The 23,675-nt window shown below is 70.7% G+C and carries 19 protein-coding genes; 9 read left to right on the plus strand and 10 right to left on the minus strand.

The features are described 5' to 3' along the window. Nucleotides 1-106: 106 nt before the first annotated feature. Nucleotides 107-826, plus strand: a complete 720-nt coding sequence (locus AC1DX8_RS14990) for an MBL fold metallo-hydrolase (protein ID WP_477630727.1) — start codon at nt 107-109, stop codon at nt 824-826. A 24-nt stretch (nt 827-850) separates the two neighbouring features. Here AC1DX8_RS14990 and AC1DX8_RS14995 read toward each other — a convergent pair whose 3' ends face one another. After that, nucleotides 851-1,651 carry a deoxyribonuclease IV gene (locus tag AC1DX8_RS14995; RefSeq protein WP_477630728.1) on the minus strand — a complete coding sequence of 267 codons (801 nt, stop codon included), beginning with the start codon at nt 1,649-1,651 and terminating at the stop codon, nt 851-853. 58 nt (nt 1,652-1,709) lie between these two features. On the opposite strand from AC1DX8_RS14995, the gene rph reads away from it, so the two are divergent. Together rph and rdgB are read left to right on the plus strand one after the other, a co-directional pair. After that, on the plus strand, nt 1,710-2,456 hold the full coding sequence (gene rph / locus AC1DX8_RS15000; protein WP_477630729.1) for a ribonuclease PH: 747 nt from the start codon (nt 1,710-1,712) through the stop codon (nt 2,454-2,456). A gap of 17 nt (nt 2,457-2,473) precedes the next feature. Beyond that, nucleotides 2,474-3,097 carry an RdgB/HAM1 family non-canonical purine NTP pyrophosphatase gene (gene rdgB, locus AC1DX8_RS15005; RefSeq protein ID WP_477630730.1) on the plus strand — a complete coding sequence of 208 codons (624 nt, stop codon included), beginning with the start codon at nt 2,474-2,476 and terminating at the stop codon, nt 3,095-3,097. A 52-nt stretch (nt 3,098-3,149) separates the two neighbouring features. Here the strand turns inward: rdgB and AC1DX8_RS15010 are convergent, their stop codons facing one another. From AC1DX8_RS15010 to AC1DX8_RS15030, 5 genes are read right to left on the minus strand one after another with little or no spacing between them, the layout of a single operon-like run. Next, a complete protein-coding gene (locus tag AC1DX8_RS15010; protein ID WP_477630731.1) occupies nt 3,150-3,365 on the minus strand; it encodes a ferredoxin in 216 nt (71 codons plus the stop codon). 5 nt (nt 3,366-3,370) lie between these two features. Further along, nucleotides 3,371-4,711, minus strand: a complete 1,341-nt coding sequence (locus AC1DX8_RS15015; RefSeq protein WP_477630732.1) for an NADH-ubiquinone oxidoreductase-F iron-sulfur binding region domain-containing protein — start codon at nt 4,709-4,711, stop codon at nt 3,371-3,373. A gap of 2 nt (nt 4,712-4,713) precedes the next feature. Further along, nucleotides 4,714-5,253, minus strand: a complete 540-nt coding sequence (locus AC1DX8_RS15020; protein WP_477630733.1) for a ferric reductase-like transmembrane domain-containing protein — start codon at nt 5,251-5,253, stop codon at nt 4,714-4,716. Further along, a complete protein-coding gene (locus tag AC1DX8_RS15025) occupies nt 5,250-6,251 on the minus strand; it encodes an FAD:protein FMN transferase (protein WP_477630734.1) in 1,002 nt (333 codons plus the stop codon). The genes AC1DX8_RS15020 and AC1DX8_RS15025 overlap by 4 nt, the downstream gene beginning before the upstream one ends. A gap of 7 nt (nt 6,252-6,258) precedes the next feature. Next, entirely contained in the window at nt 6,259-6,732 is a 474-nt protein-coding gene (locus AC1DX8_RS15030; RefSeq protein ID WP_477630735.1) for a hypothetical protein, read from the minus strand. Between the two features lie 201 nt (nt 6,733-6,933). On the opposite strand from AC1DX8_RS15030, the gene AC1DX8_RS15035 reads away from it, so the two are divergent. Continuing rightward, nucleotides 6,934-7,446 carry a hypothetical protein gene (locus tag AC1DX8_RS15035; protein ID WP_477630736.1) on the plus strand — a complete coding sequence of 171 codons (513 nt, stop codon included), beginning with the start codon at nt 6,934-6,936 and terminating at the stop codon, nt 7,444-7,446. Between the two features lie 3 nt (nt 7,447-7,449). On the opposite strand, the gene AC1DX8_RS15040 is transcribed toward AC1DX8_RS15035, so the two are convergent. Both AC1DX8_RS15040 and AC1DX8_RS15045 read right to left on the minus strand, forming a co-directional pair. Beyond that, nucleotides 7,450-8,751 carry a sensor histidine kinase gene (locus tag AC1DX8_RS15040; RefSeq protein ID WP_477630737.1) on the minus strand — a complete coding sequence of 434 codons (1,302 nt, stop codon included), beginning with the start codon at nt 8,749-8,751 and terminating at the stop codon, nt 7,450-7,452. Nucleotides 8,752-8,754: 3 nt separating this feature from the next. Beyond that, nucleotides 8,755-9,444: a response regulator transcription factor gene (locus AC1DX8_RS15045; protein ID WP_477630738.1), complete on the minus strand. Its 690-nt coding sequence runs from the start codon at nt 9,442-9,444 to the stop codon at nt 8,755-8,757. A gap of 89 nt (nt 9,445-9,533) precedes the next feature. On the opposite strand from AC1DX8_RS15045, the gene AC1DX8_RS15050 reads away from it, so the two are divergent. Beyond that, the gene (locus tag AC1DX8_RS15050) at nt 9,534-10,157 is read left to right on the plus strand and encodes a hypothetical protein (protein ID WP_477630739.1); all 624 of its coding nucleotides are present in this window, start codon (nt 9,534-9,536) and stop codon (nt 10,155-10,157) included. Between the two features lie 106 nt (nt 10,158-10,263). Here the strand turns inward: AC1DX8_RS15050 and AC1DX8_RS15055 are convergent, their stop codons facing one another. Together AC1DX8_RS15055 and AC1DX8_RS15060 are read right to left on the minus strand one after the other, a co-directional pair. After that, nucleotides 10,264-11,376 (minus strand): sensor histidine kinase, encoded by a 1,113-nt coding sequence (locus tag AC1DX8_RS15055; RefSeq protein WP_477630740.1) that lies wholly within the window; start codon nt 11,374-11,376, stop codon nt 10,264-10,266. Nucleotides 11,377-11,383: 7 nt separating this feature from the next. Next, the gene (locus AC1DX8_RS15060; RefSeq protein WP_477630741.1) at nt 11,384-12,055 is read right to left on the minus strand and encodes a response regulator transcription factor; all 672 of its coding nucleotides are present in this window, start codon (nt 12,053-12,055) and stop codon (nt 11,384-11,386) included. A gap of 311 nt (nt 12,056-12,366) precedes the next feature. On the opposite strand from AC1DX8_RS15060, the gene AC1DX8_RS15065 reads away from it, so the two are divergent. From AC1DX8_RS15065 to AC1DX8_RS15080, 4 genes are all read left to right on the plus strand, one after another. Next, nucleotides 12,367-17,799, plus strand: a complete 5,433-nt coding sequence (locus tag AC1DX8_RS15065; RefSeq protein WP_477630742.1) for an SdrD B-like domain-containing protein — start codon at nt 12,367-12,369, stop codon at nt 17,797-17,799. Nucleotides 17,800-17,876: 77 nt separating this feature from the next. After that, nucleotides 17,877-19,142 (plus strand): multicopper oxidase domain-containing protein, encoded by a 1,266-nt coding sequence (locus AC1DX8_RS15070; RefSeq protein WP_477630743.1) that lies wholly within the window; start codon nt 17,877-17,879, stop codon nt 19,140-19,142. Between the two features lie 15 nt (nt 19,143-19,157). Beyond that, entirely contained in the window at nt 19,158-20,453 is a 1,296-nt protein-coding gene (locus tag AC1DX8_RS15075) for a multicopper oxidase domain-containing protein (RefSeq protein ID WP_477630744.1), read from the plus strand. A 9-nt stretch (nt 20,454-20,462) separates the two neighbouring features. Further along, nucleotides 20,463-23,660 (plus strand): multicopper oxidase domain-containing protein, encoded by a 3,198-nt coding sequence (locus tag AC1DX8_RS15080; protein WP_477630745.1) that lies wholly within the window; start codon nt 20,463-20,465, stop codon nt 23,658-23,660. The last annotated feature ends 15 nt before the right edge of the window (nt 23,661-23,675 follow it).

The following is a 23,675-nucleotide window of genomic DNA, read 5'->3' on the forward strand; positions in this document are numbered from 1 at the left end:
TGGCCACTGGCGCCGGATGTGGAGCGCTCCCGGGCGCCTGGGTGCGGCACTGGTGGCCAGAAGTGCGCAAGGCGCGGTGCCCCACGTGGTGTCCTAGGCTCACACCATGGCCAGAGCGGCAGCAGTCCCCATCGCGTCGGGGGTGTGGCGCATCCCGCTCCTCGGTGACTTCGTGAACGGCTTCATCCTCCGCGACGCCGACGGCCAGGTCACCCTCGTCGACATGGGCATCAAGCAGTCCGGGCCCAAGGTGATGGCCGCCCTCGCCTCCATCGGCTCCGGTCCGTCCGACGTCACGCGGCTGCTCCTGACGCACGCCCACCCGGACCACGCCGGGGGCACGGCGCACGTGGCCGAGCAGACCGGACGCGACGTCGGGATCCACGAGGACGACGCGCCCTACGCCGAGGCGGGGCACACCGCGCAGCGCGACCAGTCGTTCCTGCTGGCCAGGATCATGACCAGGCTCATGGGCACCAACGGTTTCCCGCCGGTGACGGTGGGGGAGCGGCTCACCGACGGGCAGGTGCTCGACGTCGCGGGCGGGCTCGAGGTGGTGCACACGCCGGGGCACTCACCCGGCCACGCGGCATACCTGCATCGCACGTCGGGGGTGCTCATCACCGGTGACTCGATCTTCAACGTGCGCGGGCTGCGGTGGCCGATCAAGTCGTTCTGTTCCAACTTCGCGCTGACCCAGAAGACCGCGCACCGGCTCGCCGAGCTGGACTACACGACCGCGGCGTTCACCCACGGACCGCACCTGGCCGACCAGCCGCGCGAGCACATCCGGCGGTTCCTCGCGACCCACCCGCTGGTCGACTGAACCGGCCGGGTCGACCGACCCCGGTCAGAGGCGGTCGCGCAGCCAGGCGAGGTCGGCCTGCTGGCCCTCCAGACCGCCCCGGGTCTCGATGACGACCGGTGCTCCCGCAGCCCGGACCGCGCCCACGAGCTCGTCGGGGTCGATGAGTCCCTCACCGAGGTTGGTGTGGCGGTCGGCGCCCGAGTCGAACTCGTCGCGGCTGTCGTTGCAGTGCACCAGGTCGATGCGACCCGTGATGGTGCGGATGACCTCAGCGGCCGTGGCCAGCGGGATGCCGCCGGCGTGGGCGTGGCAGGTGTCGAGGCAGAAACCGACGTTGTCGGACCCCTCGGCGCTGCCGATCGCGTCCCAGACCCGGGCGATGCGCTCGACGGTGCGCGCCATCGCGTTGTCGCCGCCGGCGGTGTTCTCGAGCAGCAGCGGGATCTTGAGGTCGGTGGCCTCGATGGCCTTGCGCCAGTTGTCGAAGCCCTTGTCGACGTCGTCGGCCTGCTCGACGTGGCCGCCGTGGACGATGAGTCCTTTCGCGCCGATCTGGGCGCCGGCGTCGATGAACTGCTGGAGGAGCTTGCGGCTCGGGATGCGGATCCGGTTGTTCGTCGAGGCGACGTTGATGAGGTAGGGGGCGTGGACGTAGAGGTCGACCTCGGCAGCCTCCGCAGCAGCGCGCAAGGCCTCCGGTCCGCCCTCGTAGGCGTACTCGGGGCCCTTGTAGCCCTGCGGGTTGCCGAGGAAGAACTGGCTCAGCCCGGCGCCGCGCTCCTGGGCGGCGGTGACCGGGTCGGCCGAGTCGACGTGGGCGCCGAGGCGGGTGGTGTCAGCCATGGCCCCCACCCTAGGCCGGGCCACCGACGCCCGGCACGTCCCCGTTAGCCTTGCCCGCATGACTCGCCACGACGGACGCACCCCTGACCAGACCCGCGAGGTGCGCATCACGCGCAACTGGCTCGACCACGCCGAGGGCAGTGTGCTCGTGGAGTTCGGCCGCACCCGGGTGCTGGTCGCGGCGTCGTTCACCGAGGGCGTCCCGCGCTGGCTCAAGGGCAAGGGCACGGGCTGGGTGACGTCGGAGTACGAGATGCTCCCGCGCTCGACGAACACCCGCTCCGACCGCGAATCGCGCAAGGGCAAGGTAGGTGGGCGCACCCACGAGATCAGCCGTCTCATCGGTCGCAGCCTGCGCGCCATCATCGACACCAAGGCCCTCGGCGAGAACACCATCGTGCTCGACTGCGACGTGCTCCAGGCCGACGGTGGCACCCGCACCGCCTCGATCACCGGCGCCTACGTCGCCCTGGTCGACGCCATCGAGGACGCCCGCGCCAAGGGTCTGATCCGCAAGGACGCCCAACCCCTCACCGGCTCGATCGCGGCCGTCTCCGTGGGCATCGTCAAGGGTGAGGCGGTCATCGACCTCGACTACCCCGAGGACTCCACCGCCGAGACCGACATGAACGTCGTCATGACCGGGGACGGCCGGTTCGTCGAGGTGCAGGGCACGGCCGAGGGGGAGCCCTTCGACCGCGAGATGCTCAACCGTCTCCTCGACAAGGCGACCGCCGGCTGCGCCGACCTGACGCGCAAGCAGCAGGAGGCGCTCGCCACGACCCCGCGCGAGCGCGTGTTGTGAAATCAGCGCAGCCTCTGATGTCAGCGCAGCCTGTGACGCGGGTGGTCCTCGCCACCCGCAACGACCACAAGGTCGGTGAGCTGCGCGCGATCCTCGCCGACGTCTGTGAGGAGCTGGGCCTCGAGATCGTCGGGGCCTCCGAGTTCGAGGGTGCGCCCGACGTCGTCGAGGACGAGGTGACCTTCGAGGGGAACGCCCGGCTCAAGGCGGTTGCGCTCGCCGCACACACCGGGTTGCCCGCCCTCGCCGACGACTCGGGCCTCGCGGTCGACGTGCTCGGCGGTGCGCCCGGCATCTTCTCGGCGCGCTGGGCCGGCCGCCACGGCGACGACCGCGCCAACCTCGAGCTGCTGCTCGCCCAGGTGGCCGACGTCAAGGACGAGCACCGCGCCGCAGCCTTCGTCTGCGCTGCCGTGCTCGCCCTGCCCGACGGCACCGTCCGCGCCACCGAGGGTCGTATGCCGGGTGCCTTGGCGCGCGAACCCAAGGGCACCAACGGTTTCGGGTACGACCCGGTCCTGGTGGTCGAGGGTGACACCCGCCACGCGGCGGAGCTGAGCCCCGACGAGAAGAACGCGATCTCGCACCGTGGCAAGGCCTTCCGGGCGATGGTCCCGCACCTGCGCGAGCTCTTCGGCTGAGCGCACTCCGGCCGGCCACCGCGTGGGCGCGCGCTCTCGGACGGTGGGCGACCTAGGCCGGTCGATCGGGCACACGCACCAGCGTGAGTGCCAGGTGGGGGCACGCGGCGACGGCCTCCTGGGCGAGCCGTCGTGTGGTCCCGTCGACCTCGCCGACGATGACCGGGTAGCCCCACTCGTCGAGCGTGATGGCTTCCGGCAGCAGCTCCGCGCACAGCCCGCGGGCGCGACAGGATGGCCAGTCCACCACCAGCCGTTGCACCGTCATCGTCGTCAGCCCCGGCCGGTCCCGCTCAGGCAGCTGCCAGAGCTGTGGGCGGCGACCTCGTCGGCGCAGGCCGTCAGGAGCGAGCGCACCAGCCGCACGGTGCCGTCCGGGTGGGCGCAGGCTCCCCGACGCTCGACGACGAGGCCGAGGTCGTGGAGCCGGTCCACCTCCGGTGCCCCACCGTGGCCGGAAGCCAGGCGGTCCAGGGTGAGGGAGATGGCCGGGAGCCCGTTGAAGCACGGCCCACAGCGACCGGCCGTCGACGCTGCCAGGTAGGCGACGATCTGGGCCGTGAGGCTGACCGGGCACTCGTCAGCCGCCGGGACCAGGACGACACCAGCCCCGAGGGCCAGACCCAGGTCCCTCAGGCGGGATCGGCCCACCACGGCCCGCTCCAGCTGTCCGGCCGCCGCCCACGTCCCGTGGAAACCGCCGAGGAGCACCGGCCGACCCAGCTGGGCCTCGGTGAGGAGGTCTCGCCAGGGTGTGCCCGTGGCGACCTCGACCACGCGAGTCCCCGAGTCGTCGGTGATCGTCAGGAGGACGGTGCCGGGCTCGTCCGTGAGTCCCAGCTCGGCGTAGCCGCCGCTCCCGAGACGGACGAGCGCGGCCACCTGGGCGAAGGTCTCGGCGTTGGACAGCAAGGTGGGACGACCGTGGTACCCGTGGACCGCCTCTGGCTGCCACGCAGTCACCGGCAGCCCGGGACGACCCGAGAGCAGCTCGATCACCGCCCGCGCCTGCCCGCTGACGAAACCGGGCTGCGCGACGTGGGTGTGCCAGCGAAGCCGCTCGCGACCGGCGACGCGCTCCCCGATGGCGTCCGTGAAGGACCAGCCTGCGGACGGACGGTCCTGGGAGGTGACGACGTGGATCTCCTTGGTGCCCAGACACTTCGCGGCGAGGGCGGCGCCGTCCAGCACCTGGTGTGGCGCGGTGACCGCCAGTGCGAAGTCCTTGGCGCTGGCGGGCTCGCCCTCCGCAGCGTTGACCACGACCAGGGGGCGTCGTCCACGCGCGGCGGCGGCGAGCTTCGTGGCGAACGGGAAACCAGCACCACCACGACCCCGCAGGTCCAGCTCTCGCGCCAGGGTCAGCAGGTCCTGGAGGGTGACCTGACCGAGCGGCCCGTGACGACTGCGGTGGGCAGCGAGGGAAGGACCCTCGGCGACCGGGTCGAGGAGCCGGGGTCCGGCGACGACGCGGACGTCGTCGACCGGAGCCGCCAGTCCGGTCGCCCCCGCCCCCCGGGGTGCCGCGGCGCTCGCCACGCCCAGGCCCGCCACGCCCAGGCCCGCCACGCCCAGGCCCGCCACGCTCAGGCCCGCCACGCTCAGGCCCGCCACGCTCAGGCCCGCCTCGTGGCGCGGCGCATGATCGTCAGCCGGGTGGCGACGGCGGCCACCATGGCCCCGGCGCAGGCCAGCACCACCGGACGTCCGAGCGGGCTCGCGGCATCCGTGCCGATCCCGAGCGTGTGCAGGACCGCCACGACCCACGCGAGGTATGCCGTGGTGTGCACCACCCGCCAGGAGCGCTCGCCGAGGCGCTGGCGCAGCAGGCTGGTCACCCCGATCGCGATGGTGAGGTCGAGGGCGAGGGCGCCGAGTCCGAGGTAGACCGGACGGTAAGAGCCGCCGAAGGGGACGAGGGCCTGCCACCAGCGGATGTCGACGAACTCGTCGGCCACCGCCGTGCCCACGTGGGCCGCGAGCAGGATGGTCGAGATGAGGCTGAGTCCCCGGTGGGTGGACTGGGTCGCGAACCGGGGCCAGACCTGACCCCCCTTGCCGGCCGACAGCACGCCGAGCAGCACCGTGATCGTGAACACCGCGAGCAGGACCAGCCCCGTGCCGCGGTTGAGGTACCAGAGGAGGGGACTGGTCATCGTCGGTCCGCACCCAGCGGCTGGCCGAAGGCGAGGGGGGCGGACCCTCGCCCGCCACCTGCCGTGGCGGCGAGCCACTCGGCGGTCGGGTGTCGCCGGCCGGCTGCGTCGACGAGGAGGGCGGCGACAGCGCGTTCCTCGAGCCACTCGGTGGCGGCGGAACCGAGCACCAGTGCGGCGGTCGACGCGGTGTTCGCCGCCGTGCACGAGTGGCCGAGGGCCGTGACGGACCGCCACGTCCCAGCCACGGGCAGGCCCGTACTGGGGTCGAGGACGTGGTGCCACTCGCGGCCGCCCCGGGTCCAGTGCCGCGCGCGGACGGTCGACGTGGCAACGCCTCCCGCGCGCAGCCGGAGACTGACGGTCTGCTCAGGATGGTCGGCGAGGTCGGTGCGGGTCTCGCCGACGACGACGGGCCAGGCCTGGGCCACGTGGCGAGGTGACTCGGTCATGGCGACGTCGCCGCCCACGCTCACGGCGGCGGGCGCGTCGAGGCGGGTGGCGAGGTCGGCGGCGACCAGGTCGGCGGCATACGCCTTGCCGGTCGCGCCGAGGTCGAGGCGCACGCCGTGCGGGATGAAGACGGCGTCGTCACGCAGCTCGATCTCGCGCCACGCCCCTGGTCGAACCACCCCGGGCAGGCCGCTGGGCAGGTCGCTGGCGCGGGCGAGCAGCTCGAAGGTGCGGTCGTAGCCGGCCGCCTCCATGGCAGCGCCGAGCGACGGGTCGACCCGGCCGTCGGTCTGCCGCGCAGCCTCGAGGGCCACCGTGAGGGCGCCGACCAGGACGGGCGACACCGCGGTCCATCGACCGGGACGTCGGTTCGCCCGCACGAGGTCGGAGTCGAGGCGGAACCGGCTGCAGGAGACGTCGACCTCGTCGAGCACGTCGCGCGCGCGGGCCGCGGCCCAGGTCAGCTCGTGCGGGTCCACCACGTGCAGCTGGACGGTCGTCCCGAGCGCGCGCCAGGTGACGAAGCCCGAACCGCCTGCGGTCATCAGGGCCTCACGATCCCGTGGTCACCACGGGCGGAGGAGCGGGGGGAGGGGCGGCAGGTGGCGCCGATGTCCCGGCCCGAGTCGCCGGAGCAGGTCGGGAGGCCGGGCGCGGCGACGCGGCAGCGGAGGTGTTCGACACCGTCGCAGAACCGCCTCCCACGTGGGCGCTTCCCGGCCGGGTGACACCGGCGATGACCTTGGTCGTGACCACCGTCCGCGTCGGGCGCTGCTTGAGCACGACGGATCCGGCGGACTGGCGCGCAGCCGCGGCCTGCTGCTGGCGGAGGGCCTCCTCGTAGGCGGCGCGGGCGACAGCGGCTTTCGCGGCTCGTGCGGCCCGCTCCTGTGCGGTCGCGTGCGCCGCTGCGCCCGACGCGGCCCCGACCGCGGCCACCGACGCCGCCGCCGAGACCCCCGTGATGAGGGCGACCAGGCTGCGGTACCGGTCTCGGCGGCTCGGCGAGAGTGGCCTGCTGCGCATGGAGTCCTCCGGGGCGGAATGGGTCGCGATCGCGGCCCACTCTGCTGGGCCGCGCCCCAAGGGCTCCTCAGGGCCGTCCTAAGAGAACCTCATGGGACGGCTGGGTCTTGAGGTGTCCTTAACCCGCAGACGAGTCGGACTTGAGCCCCGGGCGGGCACGGTGGTGCCGTCCCGGCCCAGACCTGTTCGGAAGGACCACCCATGTCGCTCAACCGTCCGTTCGCCCTCTCGATCGGGCTCGCCGCCGGCGTCGTCGCAGCAGTGGGCTGCTACACCGCCGCTGCCGGAGCCGGGGCCGCTGCGCACCAGACCTCCAGGGGTCAACGAGTGCCGGCGGTCGAGGTCGTGGCCCCGCAGCCGTCCGTGAGCTTCGCCCCCTGCGTTCCGCCGGCTGAGCTCGAGGACGGGGCCTGCGTGACGCACAAGGTCGTCACCCTGGTCCTGCCGCCCACGTCCGGGGCCCCGTCAGCGACCGTGGGGGGATCGACGTCCTCGGGTCACTCCGAGCACCGCACCTCGGGCGCCACGCGCTCAACTGGCGCATCCGCGTCCGAGGACGAGGGCTCCGACGCCGCGGACACCGAGGACGCCACCGAGCCCGAGCACGAGGACAGCAACCAGCAGGAGGACCAGGACCACGAGGACGTCACCGAGCCCGCTGACGAGCCTGGAGGCGACACCGGCGACGACTCCGGCGAGAGCCACACCGGCTGAGCCTCAGTGGACGCGACCCAGCACGACGCTGACGAGCGCGCCACCCGCGTCGGAGCTCCCCAGGGTCGCGGACCCGCCGGAAGCGCGGGCGATCCGTCGCACGATGTCCAGTCCCAGGCCCGTGGAGCCGCTGCCGCTCGTGCCCCGGGTCACCGACTCCCCGTCGTCGGGGAAACCCGGTCCGGAGTCGGCCACGACGAGCTGCACCATGCGCCGGCCCCCGTGGCCGGCGACGGGGGCGACGGTCACCGCRATGTCAGCACCCTCCGGGGTGTGCGCGAAGACGTTGTCGAGCAGGTTGTCGAGCAGGTCGACCAGGTCGACCGCCGCCAGGGCGACCTCGAGCGGCTCCTCCGCCGCGCCGAACGTCAGCTCGCGACCCTGGTCGCTGGCCAACGGCTCCCAGAACCGCACCCGCTCGGCCGTGACGGCCACTGCGTCGCAGGTGCCCGGCATACCCGACCGCAGCGGTCGGCGGGCCTCGAGGACCACCGCGTCGACCGTGCGCTGGAGCTGGTCCACGTGGTCGCGCAACCGCGCCGACGTCGCAGGGTCGCTGACCGACTCGGTGTCCAGGCGCAGGGCCGTCACCGGGGTGCGCAGGCGGTGGGAGAGGTCGGCGACGACCTCCCGCTCAGCGGCCAACAGGTCGTCGATCCGCTCGGCGAGCCGGTTGATCGCGATCCCCACCTCGCGGACCTCGGTGGGGCCCGAGGAGCTGGCGCGAGCCGTGAGGTCGCCTGCCTGCAGCCGGTGGGCCACCCGCGCCAGGTCGACGACGGGGGTGGCGATCCGGCCGGCCAGCCAGCGCGCGATGAGCAGGGCCCCCGCGAGCAGGGCCAGGCCGAGGCCGGCGATGCTGGCCCACGCCGTGGCGACGCCTCGATGCATCGCATCGGTGGTCACCGTGGTGACCACGACGGCTGTGCCCGAGTCGAGGGCGATCGGCACGAGCACCGTCGCGCCCGACCCGGCTCGTCGGGTGAAGGCCGCGCCGCGGTCGCGTGCCTGCTCGACCAGGCGAGCCTGGTCCGCGTCCGGGGGAGTGCCGATGACCTGACCGGAGGATGTCACGACGGTGGTGTGGTACCCGCGCCCCTGACCCACGAGGCGCACCGCCGCGGAGATCTCCGCCGGGGTCCGCACGCTCGCGACGATGACGGCGACGTTCTGGGCCTGCTGCTGCGCGGTCGCCGTCGCTCGGTCCTCCGCCAGGGTCCTGACCAGCAGGCACATGGGCACGACGAAGGAGACGAGGATCGCCGAGCACGTCGCGGCCACGAGCAGGCTGATGCGGCCCCTCACGTGTCAGGCCCCGGGCGGTGGCGCAAGGCGCAGGCCCACGCCGCGCACGCTGTGCAGGTACCGGGGGTGGGACGCCGTCTCGCCGAGCTTGCGGCGCAGCCACGAGAGGTGGACGTCCAGCGTGCGGTCACCCCCTCCGTAGGCCTGCTGCCACACCTCGCTCATGATGTCGCGGCGGGAGACGACCTGCCCGGCATGCTGGGCCAGGAGCAGGAGGAGGTCGAACTCCTTGCGCGACAAGGCAAGCTTCTCGCCGAGCAGCGTCGCTTCCCGCGTGCTCGCGTCGACGACCAGCTCGCCCACCTCGATCGGGCCCCCGGTGTCGGTGGAGCTGCTGGCCCGGCGGAGGACGGCCCGGATACGGGCGTCCAGCTGGTCGGAGCCGAAGGGTTTGGTGACGTAGTCGTCGGCCCCGGCGTCGAGGGCTCGGACCAGCGCCGCATCCTCGTCGCGGGCGGTCACGACGATGACCGGCACCTGGCTCACCCCACGCAGCATGGTCAGGAGCGTCAAGCCGTCCACGTCCGGCAACCCGAGGTCGAGCACGACGAGGTCGGGTTCGAGGTCGAGCGAGTCCTGCAGACCTGCCATGCCGCTGGCCGAGGAACTGACCGAGTGGCCGCGCTGGTGCAGGGCCCTGACGAGCGCCGTGCGGATGCCACCATCGTCCTCGACGACCAGGATCCGGGCCACGGCGTTAACGTTACGGCACGAAACCCTCGACACCAGAGGCATTTCGGCACCACCTCAGGGGTTCTTCGTCTGTCCGGCGGGAGGTTCGCATGAGTCGCCACACCCGCAGCGTGCTCGCGGCCATCGCCATCTGGATGGCCGTCGTGGCGGCCACCTCCACGACGGCCTGGATCGTCATCGACCGCACCGGCCGTGGTGCCTACCTCACCGACGGCGCCGAGTCGGCGCTGCCCGCCGAGGGTGCGGAGCCCGTCTCGCCGTCGACGTCGGCGGCGACGACGACCTCCTCCGCGCGTCGTCCCACGGCGACCGGCACCCCGTCGGCGGGCGGCCCTGCCCGCTCCGCATCCCCCACTGCGCCGACGCACGCCCCCTCGGGGCGGCCCGCGCCCAGTCCGTCGCCGTCGCCGCGGGCGACGCCGGGGGCGACGCCGAAGCCGCCAGCCCCTGCGTCGACACCCACGGCGGACTCGGTCACCGTCGATGGCGGTTCGGTGGGAGTCAGCTGCCAGGGGGCGGTTCTGACCCTGCGGTTCGTGACGCCCGCGAACGGCTGGGCCTACCAGCTCGTTCGTCCGACCGACTCGATCGAGGTGGCGTTCAGACAGCAGGTCGGCGAGGGGGAGTCAGAGGTGCAGGCCCGCTGCTCCCACGGAGTGCCGGTCTTCGAGACGAGCTCGTCCGGGGGCGGTGGGGAAGTCCCGAACGAGTAGGCGCACAGGCGCCGTCGAGGAGAGCCGGGTCAGGCCGTCGGGGCGGGCCGTCGGGGCGGGCCATAGGGGGCGGGCCATAGGGGGCGGGCCATCGGCGCGGAAGGTCCTACCTCGTGGATGCCCAGACGCCAGCCCGGTCGGGCTCAGTGGACTGGGTACGGACCGACTGCGGCGGCCCCACGAGGGCTGCACCGGGAGGTTTGAGCAGCGGGCCCTGCATCACCAGGAGGGCTCCACCTTCCGGCGCGCGCGCCGCCACCAGTCGGCCGCCCATGTCCTGCGCGACACCGATGACGATGTCGAGACCCAAGCCGGTCTGGGAGAGCTCGTCACGTGGGACCACGGGGCGGTCCTCCGCACGGCTTCCGCCGTTGATGAAGGCCACCTGGTCGTCGCTGAGGCCGGAACCCCCATCGGCCACGCCGATCTCGAACGTCGAGCCCGACGGGTGCCGGTGCCCGAGCAGGCGAATGGTGTCGCCGTCCGCGGTGTAGCGCAACGCGTTCTCGATCAAGGTGTCCAGACAGGCGCGGAGGCGTTCGGGCGACCCGGTGATGTAGCCCGCCTGGGCATCGACGACCCACTGGCGGTCGGCCACCGCTCCCCACCGCTCGCCGGTCTGGCGCAGCATGGCATCCACGTCAACCCGCTCGACATCCACGTGGCCCTGGATGCGAATCGCACGGACCAGGCGCTGGCAGACCCTGGTGAGCCGCTCCAGCTCCTCGTCGACCACCGTCAGGTCGCCCAGGCACTCGGGGTCGGTTTCCTTGCCCCGCAACATCTCGATGTAGCCCCGGGCGATGGTGAGAGGAGTGCGCATCTCGTGGGAGGTGCGCTGGATCAGTCGCTCCCGCGCGCGCGACTCCTCGCGTTCGCGGTCTGCCATCACGGTCACCGCCGCGAGCGCGCTCTGGCGACGTCGAATGTGCCAGGCCAGCAGGAAGACCAGCAACGACATCAGGGGTATCTCGGTGGTCTCCTGCCAGGCGATGGTGCCGTTGCCGGCCCGGACGACCAGGACTGCGCCGGTGGCGACGGTGAAGAAGAGCAGACCCTTCACGGTCTGCTGGGTCGTCCACGGGACGAGCCCGTACGCCAGCGCGAAACCCACCCAGGCAAGGTGGTACGGCACGGTCTCCTCGCCCGGGGAGAACCACATGAGCAGGGTGCACGCGGTCGCGACGGCGAGCCAGGGACGGTAGAGGTTCTTCCGCACGGCAGCCTCACTTCTCGTAGAAGCAGTATCCGACCCGTCGGATGTTCTCGATCGGTGCAGCCGGGAGCAGCTTGTGCCGCAGCCGTCGGACGCAGACCTCGACGACATTGCTGCCGGAGTCGTAGGTGAGGCCCCACACGTCGTGGAGGAGCTCTTCGCGTCGACACACGTCGCCCCGTCGGCGCATGAGGTGGGCCAGGAGCGCGAACTCCAGTTCCGTGAGCCCCACTTCCTTCTCGCGCACGTGGGCCTTGCGCCTGTCCAGGTCGAGGCGGATCCCCCCGGCGGTGAGGAACCGGTCGTCCTGCTGCGCCGGCCGGACGCCGTGCAGGTTGCGCCGGACCCGGGCGAGGAGCTCGGCCAGGGTGAACGGCTTCGCCACCACGTCGACCGCCCCTCGCTCGAGGGCCTGCACGCGAGACCCGACGTCGGTGACGCCGGAGAGGACGATCACCGGGGTCGGGTCCCTGCGCTGGTTGAGCGCAGTGAGGACCGACATCCCGTTGCACCGGGGCATCACGAGATCCAGGAGGACGAGGTCTACGTTCGTGTCGCCCAGACGGTCGAGTGCCGCCTGACCGTCTACTGCCGTCACCACCGAGTGGCCCACTGAGGACAGTGAGCGCGAGAGCAGGGTGCGGATCCGTTCTTCGTCGTCGACGACAAGGACAGTGCTCATGTGGTTTCCCTTCCGTCAGCCAGTATTCGGTCGCTCCTGAAGCCCCGGTTCATGCAATTGAATGAGTTGCGCCGCGGGTCACTCCCCGTGGGATGAATTGGCCCCGTATGTGGCGGGTTTTGTGAGCGGTTGGTGACAGGACACGCACTGACTGATGACGAACCGCTGGCTGAAACCGACGAGCTCCATGACGGGGACGTGACGCTCGGGTGAGCATTGCGTCAGATTCGGGGCGGCCGTTCGGCCCGTGGCGACTCTTGTCCTCACAGACCGTGGCCCGACGGGGGCACGGCGTGATGGTGGGAGCGGCCGTGAACACGTTGACAGCCCGTAGGCGCTCGCTGAGGACCTGGGTCGCCCTGGCCGCGGCCAGCGCACTCGTCCCGATCTCGCAGGTGGCGACCCCGATGCTCGCGGCGCCAGCTGCTGCGGCACCGGCCGCGCCGGGCGCCATCACGATGTCGGTGGTGAGTGCCAGGTCGGTGAACGTGGGTCCCGGCTTCGTGCACGAGAACGACCCCGTCACGACGTACAAGTGGATGATCAACAGCGACGACGTCGGTGATCCGGGCACCTCCGCCCACCAGCTGACCGACCGGTGCCTGCCAGCGACGGCTCCGGGAGGCAGCACCGACGCCGACTTCGCCGACTCCTGTCCGTGGCCGTCCATCCGCACCACGTCGGGGTTCGCGCCGATCATCGCCCAGGGTGACCAGACCGACCTCTCTGCCTCGAAGCCGCTCAACGACCTGCCGCCGGGCAAGTACCTCATCTCGGTGCTGGCCGACGGCTTCAAGATCGATGGCAAGCACTTCTCGGTGACGTCCGGCCAGACCACCCAGGTCGCGGTCCAGATGAACCCGACCCCGTTGCCCCTCAGCACCATCCGTCTGCAGGTCTTCAACGACAGCGCCCCGGTCGACGGCACCTACGAGATCGGCGCAGAGTCTCCGCTCTCGGGGTTCAGCGCGCTGCTCACCGACGTCCTGGGACTGGTGAGCACCGACTACTACGGCAACGCCCTCTGCACCGTCTACCAGCACGCGAACGCCAACGGCACCGGCCCGATCCTGTTCGACGCCAACAACAAGCCGATCATCGACAGCGTCCGCAACACCGGGCGGTGCACGAGTGACGCCACCGGCCAGATCGTCATCCCCAACCTCGGCCCCAACCGGTATGCCGCGACGGTCAGCCCGCCGCCGGTTGCCGGGCAGGCGTACCAGTGGGTGCAGACCACCACGCTCGAAGGCGCGCACGACCACGACATCTGGATCCAGGAAGGCGAGACGGGCTACGACACCGAGCAGGTCAAGGGTGGCGAACGGGTTCCGCACGTGCAGTTCGGATTCGTCCGGACGCAGGCGGTGTCGGTGCCTGCGACCAACCCGCCCACCGGTGGTATCAAGGGTGTGGCCGTGGCCGGCCTGCCGTACGTGGGCGGGCAGAACGGCCAGGTCGTGCCGGAGACCGGATTCGCCGGTGCCAAGTTCGCCGGGCCCATCAAGCAGCCCTGGATCGCGCTGTCCAACCTCAACCGCGGCGACGCCCAGGTCTACGTCGGGAGGGGTGGGGTCGACGGCTCGTTCAACATCACCGGCCTGCCGGACGACACCTACCAGCTGACGATCTGGGACGACGACCAGGACTACATCCTGTGGAGCTTCAACGTCGAGGTCGCGAACGGTGAGGTGACCGACGTCGGCAACAAGATGATCGTCGGCTGGTTCACGCACATGCGCGGCACGGTCTTCATCGACTCCAACGCCAACGGCAAGCAGGACAGTGGCGAGGCGCCCGTCCCCGGTTTCGCTCTGACCGTCCGCGAGCGGGACAACTCCCTCATGGACCAGTACACCAACACCGTCACCACCGACTCGAACGGTCGCTACGACATCCGGGAGACCTACCCGTTGAGCAAGTGGCTCGTGYTCGAGGCCTTCAACACGAGGTACCAGACCACTGGTGTCACCTACAAGGCCGACAACGAGCCGAAGGCGACGACCCAGCTCGGGAGCCTGGTCGACATCGACTTCCTGCCGGTGATCGGACTGGCCGGCGAGATCAACTGGGGCGTGCAGCCGTACGCGGCCGGCACCAACGGCGGCATCGTGGGAACCGTCACGTACGACACGACCCGCAACGAGCTCGACCCCGCAGACGCGGCCACGGAGCCCTACCAGCCCGGCGTCCCCGGCATACCGGTGCGGTTGTACGTGCCTGCGCCCTGCACGGCGACCACGGATGCAGAGCGGACCAACGCCTGCCGCCAGAACTACGCCATCGTGCCGCTGTCGGTGCCCGACCCGAACTTCGTGCCCACGGACGCGAACCCCGGCCCCGCACCGATGGTCAAGAACACCGACCCCAACCGCGGCGCGTTCGTCAAGGGCGCCGAGGTCAACGAGGCCTACACGTCGGAGGAGTGGGCGCCCCCGCGCGGGTGCACGGCCAGGTCCTTCGACGGCGCGCCGCTCACCGACCAGCAGGCGCTTCCCGAGTTCGGCACCACGGCCAACCGCAAGTGCGTGGAGTCACCCATGATGGGTGTCACCGTCGGGGCCTCGGACTCGACGCCCGGCAACGGCTCGCAGACCGTGAACGGCAACTACGGGTTCGGCACGTCGCGCATCAACCTGTGGCCCGCCACGGACACGGTGCACAACCCCCTCGGGCTGGCGCTGTACGCACCCCTGCCCGATGGCCAGGAGCAGGACCTGCGTCCCCAGGAGTACATCGTCTCGGTGGACATCCCGAACGACCCGGTGGATGGCAAGCCCATGTACAAGGTCACGCGCGAGGAGGACGTCAACGTCTTCGACGGCGACACCTACCTGCCGCAGGAGAACTTCCCGCCGGCGACGCCTGCCATCGCTGAGGACCCTGCTGGTCCGCCGGACCCCGCGCCGACGCCCCCGTCGCAGCCGCCGTCGCAGGCCGGAGGCATCGTCTCTCCCTGCGCCGGTCCGCTGCACACCGTGAACGTCACCAACGAGGCCTTCAACGCAGGCGGGGGGAGCCCCTTCGAGGGCTACGACAGGCCGCTCTGTGGCGACAAGCTCGTGACGGTGCGCAACGGTCAGGCAACCGCGCCCAACTTCAACCTGTTCACCGAGGTCCCGATCCCGACGCACTTCTGGGGCCTGACGATCAACGACCTCGGGCTGACGCTGGACAAGCGGAGCGTGAACTTCGGTGAAGCGCAAGGCCTCCCGTTCGTCCCCGTGGGCCTCTACGACTGGTCCGGCAGGCTGATGGACACCGTCCACACCGACTTCAACGGCTTCTACGAGGCGCTGGAGCCCTCGACCGGCACCTACAACTGCCCCGTGCCAGCGGGCCCGTGCGCCAACATGTACCGGTTCGTCGGCAACGACCCTGGCCAGCCCGGTGCACTGAACCCGGACTACAACTCGCGGTTCCGCACCATCGGGACCAACTTCCAGGGCTGGCCCGGCCTCTACACCGTGACCGACACCGCACCCACCCAGGTCGCCAGCACCGTCCTGACCCCGGAGACCACCGTGGCCAACCCGACGATGTGCGATCTCGGCGGTTCGGTGCCGCAGCTCCTCGCGGTGGACAAGCCATACGTGCGCCAGGGCGGAACGGCCGCCTCGCGGACCGTCACCGTCACCGGCTTCGGCTTCGGCGCGAGCCTGGGCACCCTCACCCTCAACGGGACCGCTGTGCCCACCACCTCGTGGACGGACACCCAGATCGTGTTCGTGGTGCCGGGGACGGCCCTGGGTGCCCAGCGTCTGGCCATCAAGGGAACCAACGGGCTCTCCAGCTACAACGGGCTGACGATCCAGGCGCTGACGGCACCCTCTGCCACCACGCTGGGTCGCACGGCCAACAACCCGCGCCTCGCCGAGGTCGGTCCCGGTCGCGGCTTCACCACCATCCAGGGCGCGATCGAGGCGGCGACGCCCACCTCGACCCAGCCGTACTGGCTGGTCGTGGTGTGGCCCAACGCCCAGACCACTGCGAACCCGCGCGGGGAGTACACCGAGAACGTCATCGTCCACCACCAGGTGCGGATCCAGGGCGTGGGCCCCGGCGGCTTCAAGCCCGACGGGTCATACGTCCGGGGCTCGGTCATCGACGGTGCGGGCTTCAACCCGGACAACGACAGCGGGACCGCGTGGATCGCGTTGCTCGGTGGCCTCGCACACTCCGGCGCGGCAGCCGTGCCTGACGCGGCCGTGGTGACCGTGCTGGACGACCCGGCGCGCGCAACCACCGTGCCGGCCAGCTACCCGACGACGATCGACGGCTTCGGGATCACCGGTGGCTCGCAGTCCGACTTCCCCGGCAACATCAACGTCCTCACGGGTGCCAACTCGACGCCATACGGCGCGGCAGGCTCCCTGGTCACCCAGGGCGGTGGCATCTACGTCCACGCAGGTGTCGTCGGGCTGCGCGTGACGGACAACGTCATCCACGGCAACAGCGGCTCCTACGGTGGCGCGATCCGAGTCGGGACGCCGTACGTCGCAGACAGCGGCAACTACAACCTGGTCCTGGCCAACAACCAGATCCGGGACAACGGAGGGACCAACCTCGCCGGCGGCATCGGACTCTTCGCCGGCAGCGACGGCTACTCCATCGACGCCAACGCGATCTGTGGCAACTTCTCCGCTGAGTACGGCGGCGCCCTCACTGCCTACGGCTACCAGTCCCACCTGCGTTCGCTCCTGTTCCAGGCGGCGCGGGGCGGCAGCATCACCAAGAACCGCATCTGGTTCAACTCGTCCTACGACGAAGGTGGAGCCGTCATGATCGCCGGCGAGCTGCCGGCCCAGCCCACCCAGCTGTCGGAGGGCACGGGTCCGGTCACGATCGACGCCAACACCATCCAGGCCAACCTGGCCAGTGACGACGGTGGAGGCATCCGGCTCCTGCAGACGAGCGGCACCCATATCTCCCGCCTCACGCCGGAAACCATCTCGATCACCAACAACATCGTCGCCAACAACGTCTCGGCCCACGAAGGTGCGGGGATCGCGATCGACGACGCCGCGTTCGTCAACGTCGTCAACAACACGGTCGTGAAGAACCTCACCACGGCCACGGCCCTCACCAGCGACGGCCTTCCCGCACCAACCGGGCTGTCCACCTCCGAGAACAGCGCTCCACTCCAGAGCAGGCTGCAGAACACCACGCTGTTCCCGGGCTCCTCCGTCCTCGGCAGCACCACGTTCAGCAAGCCCACGCTGCTCAACGACGTCTTCTGGGACAACCGGGCCGGCAGCTTCAGCGGCGGCTACGTCTACGGGATCGGTGGCACCCTGCCGGACGGCACGGACGCCGGCATCGAGAACTGGGACATGGGCGTGTCCGGCGGTGCAGGCACGCTCTCACCGATCAACTCGGTGATCCAGACCACGACGGGCACCGACGGCGGCCTCAACACCACGGTCACCGACACCTCCGGACTGGTCGACCCGTTCGACATCACGGTCACCGTCCTGGCCTCGAGGACCTACCCGGCCTTCCGCCAGGCCGCGATCGTCACCGAGGTCCTCACCCCGAACCTGATGGGGAACTACCACCTCGCAGGGGTGACGTCACCGGCATACAACCGGGGCGCTGCAAGCACCGTGGTCCGTTGGGGGCCAGGCCTGCTCGGGTGGACCGTAACCGTCTCGGCGCCAACCCGGGACATCGACAACGACCCGCGGCCCTCGACGACCCTGCCGCGCCGCTACGACGCCAGCGCTGACCAGCTAGTTCCCTGATTCCTCCTGGGGTGCCTGCCTACTCCCCTCACCGTTGCAGGCACCCCAGGAGCCCTTCGTCCGCTCCGGAGCACACCATGACTGATCGCACCAACCCAGCCACCCCGTCCCGTCGGCTGTTCCTCACCGGCAGCGCCGCGGTCGTCGGCACGACGTTGCTCGTCGGACGCATCCCCCCAGTGATGGGCGCGCCGGCAACTGCCCCGGCGGCGGCCACCCTCGCACCGCAGAAGTCCGTGCACCTCGTGGGCACGGACGGGTGGGTGGCGATGCCGGCCGGTGCACCCGCGGACCCGCCGTTCTTCCCGGACTCGTTGGCGCCACAGGGTTTCAACACCTACGTGTTCGGCTTCCGCGACGTGACCGGCATGACCTCCTCGCAGGTCGCAGCGCAGCGTGGCAAGGCCCAGATCAGTGCGCCGATGCTGGCCTTCGACGAGGGCGACGACATCACCATCACCCTGACCAACCTGGGTCTGCTCATCCGACCCGACCTGTTCGACGGCCACACCCTCCACTGGCACGGGTTCCGGAACGCCATCCCACTCTTCGACGGCGTCCCCGAGCTCTCGCTCGCCGTGCCCGTCGGCCGTGACCTCTCCTACTTCTACCGTCCGCATGACGCCGGCACGTACATGTACCACTGCCACTTCGAGGACGTCGAGCACGTGCAGATGGGCATGACCGGCATGGTGTTCATCCGGCCCAAGCAGAACGCGGCCCCCGTCAACGGCGACCCGGCCGGGACCAAGTACGCCTACAACGACGGCGACGGGACCACGCGCTACGACCGGGAGTTCGCCTTCATGGTGACCGAGCTGTGGTCTGCCGCGCACTACCGCGACGCCCACATCCAGGTCAGCGACTGGACCGACTACGCCCCGAGCTTCTGGCTCCTCAACGGTCGTGGCTACCCCGACACGATCGCGCCCAACGGAGACCCCAACTCCACGGCAGCCGGGCGGTTGCAGTACCAGCCGATCAGCTCACTGGTCACCTGCAACACGGGCGAGACCGTGCTGCTGAGGATGTCGAACCTCGGCTACCAGAACCACTCCCTGACGATGGACAACGTCGACCTCCAGGTCATCGCGAAGGACGCGAGCCTGCTCAAGGGACGTGACGGCGTCACCAACTACCTCACGACCAACACGGTCGACATCGGTCCCGGTGAGAGCAGGGACGTGCTGTTCCACGCGCCTGCTCCCGGCGAGTACCTGCTGTACGACCGCAACTACGCCTACCTGGACAACGGGGGAGGCCCTGGCTACGGCGGGATGATGACCGTCATCCGCGTCGGCGCCGCCGGGACCTACAACCCCCAGTCCCTCCCCAACACGTAGCCGACGGAGGCCGAGATGAAACTTCTGAACCGACGCGCCGCCCGGCGACCGGCCCTGCTGGTCACGGTCCTCGTCGGAGCGCTCAGCCTGATGATGCTGCGCCTGCCCGCCTCCGCGGCGACCTCCGAGGGGCTGCTGTGTGACACGAACGCCCAGCAGACGTTCTCGCTCACGGCCAGCGACGGCTTCGTGTCGACGCCGGACGGCAACTCCATCTACATGTGGAGCTACGGGAACAGCACCCGGGGGTTCCAGCTTCCCGGGCCCACGCTGTGCGTGACCTCAGGCAAGACCGTGACGGTCATCCTCCACAACAACCTCCCCGAGGCGACCTCGATCGTCTTCCCGGGCCAGCGTGGCGTCACGGCGAACGGGAACCCCGCGCAGCCCCAGTTCGACGCAGGCGGGTCGCTGGTCTCGATGGTCCAGTCGGCGGCCAAGGCCGGCGGCTCCGTCACCTACTCGTTCACCGCCGGCAGCCCCGGCACCTACCTCTACCAGAGCGGCACCGACGTCAACAAGCAGCTGCAGATGGGTCTGTCCGGTGCCCTGGTGGTGCGGCCGGCGGACGGTTCGAGCAAGGTGAACAACCGCCCTGACTCGGCCTACAACCCCAGCCACGAGTACGTGTTCCTCCTGTCGGAGGTCGACCCGGACCTGCACCTGGCCGTGGAGCGCGAGCAGCCGATCGACTGGTCGGCGTTCAACCCTCGCTACTACATGATCAACGGCCGCAGCATGCCTGACACGCTGGCGCCGAACAACGCCTCCTGGCTGCCCAACCAGCCGTATGGCGCGCTCGTGCACATCAAGCCGTACGACGCCACCACCAACCCGTTGCCCGCCGTGATCCGCTACCTCAACGCCGGCTCGGTGAACTACCCGTTCCACCCGCACGGAAGCGACGAGCGCGTCGTCAACAAGGACGGTCGTCCGTTGCAGGGGCCCACGGGTCAGGACCTCGCGTACCTCAAGTACGACATCGACGTGGAACCCGGTCAGACCGTCGACGCGCTGATGGACTGGCGCGACGTGGAGCACTGGAACCCCACCAGCAACCCGATCCCCGTGGAGATGCCGGTCATCACCGACCAGCTGCTGGTCGGGCCTGACACGTGGTTCAGCGAGAGCCCCTACCTAGGCACCAAGAACCAGCTGCCGGCCAACATCACCTCGCTGAACGAGTGTGGCGAGTACTACCACGTGGCCCACAGCCACGCCCTCCAGCAGGCAACCAACTACGGAGCAGCCTTCGGCGGCATGATGACGGTCTTCCGCATCGACCCGCCCGCCGGCTGTGTGTCGAACTGAGGAAGCGCGATGACATCTCACCTGTCCGCTGACCGTCACGCTTCGCGACGCCCCGCGACCCGTTACACAGGGCTCCTGGCTGCTGCCGCCGTCGCAGTCCTGCCGGTGCTCGCCCTGACCCCGTTGTCCGCGGAAGCCGCCCCTGCGGCAGCCGCGGCAGCCCCGGCCGCCGCACCGGCCGGTGTCCCGGCCGCAGTCCGGGGCGGCCTCCCCGCAGCCGCCCCGGCTGTGGTCCCTGCCGTCGCCTCCGGCAAGCTCACCCCCAACGGCTGCACGTCGACGGGCGCCACCTCGGTGACCTGCGACCTCTACGCCATGACGGGCACCACCCAGGTGCTGGGACAGCCCATCCCGATCTGGGGTTTCTCGACGACCTCGACGCCCGGGTCGGCGACCGCGCCGGGTCCGGTCCTCGTCGTCGCCCAGGGGACCACGGTGACGGTCGTCCTCCACAACCAGCTGGCGGACCCCGTCTCCCTCGCGTTCCCGGGACAGGCGGCCGCTGACTTCACGGCCGGTCTCTCCGCCACCGCGGAGACCGCCGGTGCACCAACCGGGGGCACGCAGACCTACGTCTTCAAGGCCAGCCGACCGGGCACCTACCTGTACGAGGCGGGGCACACCTCCGGTGGCGCCCGCCAGGTGGCCATGGGGCTCGCGGGGGCGCTGGTCGTCCTCAGCCCCGATGGCACGGCGTACGGCACGCCGGGCAGTGCGTACGACGACGAGGCAGTCGTCGTGCTGAGCGAGATCGACCCCGCCTTCAACGCCGCGCCGAGCACGCACGACCTGCGGCTCTTCCACCCGAAGTACCGGCTCATCAACGGCAAGCCGTTCCCGGCGTCGGACCCCATCGCCACGGACCAGGGGCACAAGGTGCTGCTGCGCTACGTGAACGTGGGGGCGCAGGAGCACCCCATGTCGCTCCTCGGCGCCGACCAGAGCCAGCTGGCCAGTGACGGGCACCCGCTCGCCTACGCCGAGCCTTCCGTCGTCGCGGCGGTCAAGCCTGGCGCGACGCTGGACTCGGTCGTCACGATGCCGACCGGCCCGGAGGCCAAGCTGGCCCTGTTCGAGGCCGGCGGCCACCTGGACAACAACGGCCAGACCACCGCTGACCCCCTGTCGTTCGCGTTCGGCGGCATGCTGACCTTCCTCGACACGGCGGCGCCGCCGCCGAGCCTCGACGGCGTCGGACCGGTGCCCTCCAACATCACGGTGTCGCCCAACCCCTCCAGCGGGCTCGCGGCCGTCACCATCAAGGCCGACGTCAGCGACGCCACGACCGGCGGGTCCACCGTGACCCAGGCCGAGTTCGTCGTCGACGACGCCGTGACCACCGGACCCGGGTTCGGGGTCCCGATGACGGGCGCCTTCGGCACCGTGTCGGTGAGCAACGTGACCGGCACGATCCCCGTCTCGGCGCCCGACTGCTCCGTGACCCCGCCGCCGGTGGCCCTCAACTGCCTCGAAGCAGGCAAGCACACCGTGTACGTGCGTGGCCTGGACCTCGTGGGGAACTGGGGCGTCATCGGCTCCGCAGTCCTCAACCTCCCCAAGACCGGACCGCAGACGTATGCCGTGTCGGCCAGCCCCTCGCCCGCCAACGGGGCGCAGGACGTGGAYGTCTCCGCGACCGGTGACGACCAGGCCGCCGGTGGCACCATCACCGACGCCGAGTACTTCCTCAACACCGCCGGTGCCAACGGATCGGGCACGGCGCTCACGCTCAACCGCGTCGCCTCCGTCGTCAGCGAGGACGGCGTCATCCCCAAGGCCGTCGTGACCGCCCTCGGCGAGGGCACCCACAACGTCCTCGTGCACAGCCGGAACTCGCTCGGCCTCTGGGGCCCGACCGCCAGCACGCCGCTGGTCGTCGACCTCACCGGGCCGACCGTCGACGCGGCAAGCGTCGGACCCAACCCCACCAACGGGCTGATCAGCAACAAGAGCAACCCGGGCTACCTCGTGGTGTCGGCGCAGGTCACCGACCGTGATGCGCAGCAGGGACTCCAGAGCATCTTGACCAGCGCCGAGGCGTTCCTGGATCCCAAGACAGCCAACCCCACCGGCGGGACCGGCCTGCAGCTGATCGCCGTCGACGGAGCGCTCGACAGCCAGTCCGAGTCGGTCTACGGCCTCATCCCGCTGACCCAGGTGCGGGTCCTCGCGTCCGGCACGCACCACGTGTTCGTCCGCGGCCAGGATGCCGCCGGCAACTGGGGCACGATGTTCGGGATCGACCTGGTGGTCGACAAGAGCGCACCGGTGCTCGGCACGCCCACGGCAAGCCCGAACCCGACGGCCGGCGCGGCCAACCTGGTCCTCACCGTCCCGGTCAACGAGGCGTCCTTCGCCACGGCGGAGTACTGGCTCGGCACCACCGACCCCGGCGTCGGGCGGGCCACCCGGCTCCCCGTGAGCTACGTCGCCGGCACGGTGGTCGTGACCATCCCGCTGGCCGGGATCACCCCAGGGACCGTGCGGTTCAACCTCAGGGTCCAGGACCTCGCGGGCAACTGGAGCAACGCGGTCAACACCTCGGTCACGGTCACGCGACCCAACGCCATCTTCTCCGACACCTTCGACTCGGGGAGCCTGGCAGCGTGGTCGGCGCGGACTGGACAGGTCTCGGTGACGGCAGCCGCCGGCATACCGGTCTCGGCAGGCAACCTGGGGCTCCAGGTGGTCCTCCCGGGAGGCACGGGGAACCGCGCCAGCTACGTGACCGACAACTCGCCCACGGGCGAAACCGGCTACCACGCCCGCTTCGGCTTCAACGCCAACACGTTGACGTCGGGGTCCGTCGCCAGCAGCGTGCTCACCCTCTTCGAGGGCCGCTCGGCGACCAACGCGCAGGTCGCCGCAGTGGAGTTCCGTCGCAGTGGCGGCACCCCACAGGTGCGGGCCGTGATGGCTCGGTCCGGCGCCACCACCCTGGTGGGAACGTGGGTGAACCTGAGCGCAGGAGCCCACACCCTCCAGGTGGACTGGCTGTCCGGTCCCGCCACGGGCGCCACCGCGGGTTCGCTGAGGCTGAGTGTGGACGGCACCGCTGCCCCGCTCCTGGTCGGCAACACCAGCACCTTGCGGTTGGAGACGGCACTGCTCGGAGTCACCGCCGGAGTCACTGCGACCTCGACGTCGAGCATGGCCGGAACTGCCTACTTCGACAGCTTCACATCCACGCGGTACACGATGCCGTGACGTCCGACCCTGCCG

It is taken from the genome of Pedococcus sp. P2_A3 (genome assembly GCF_056405035.1).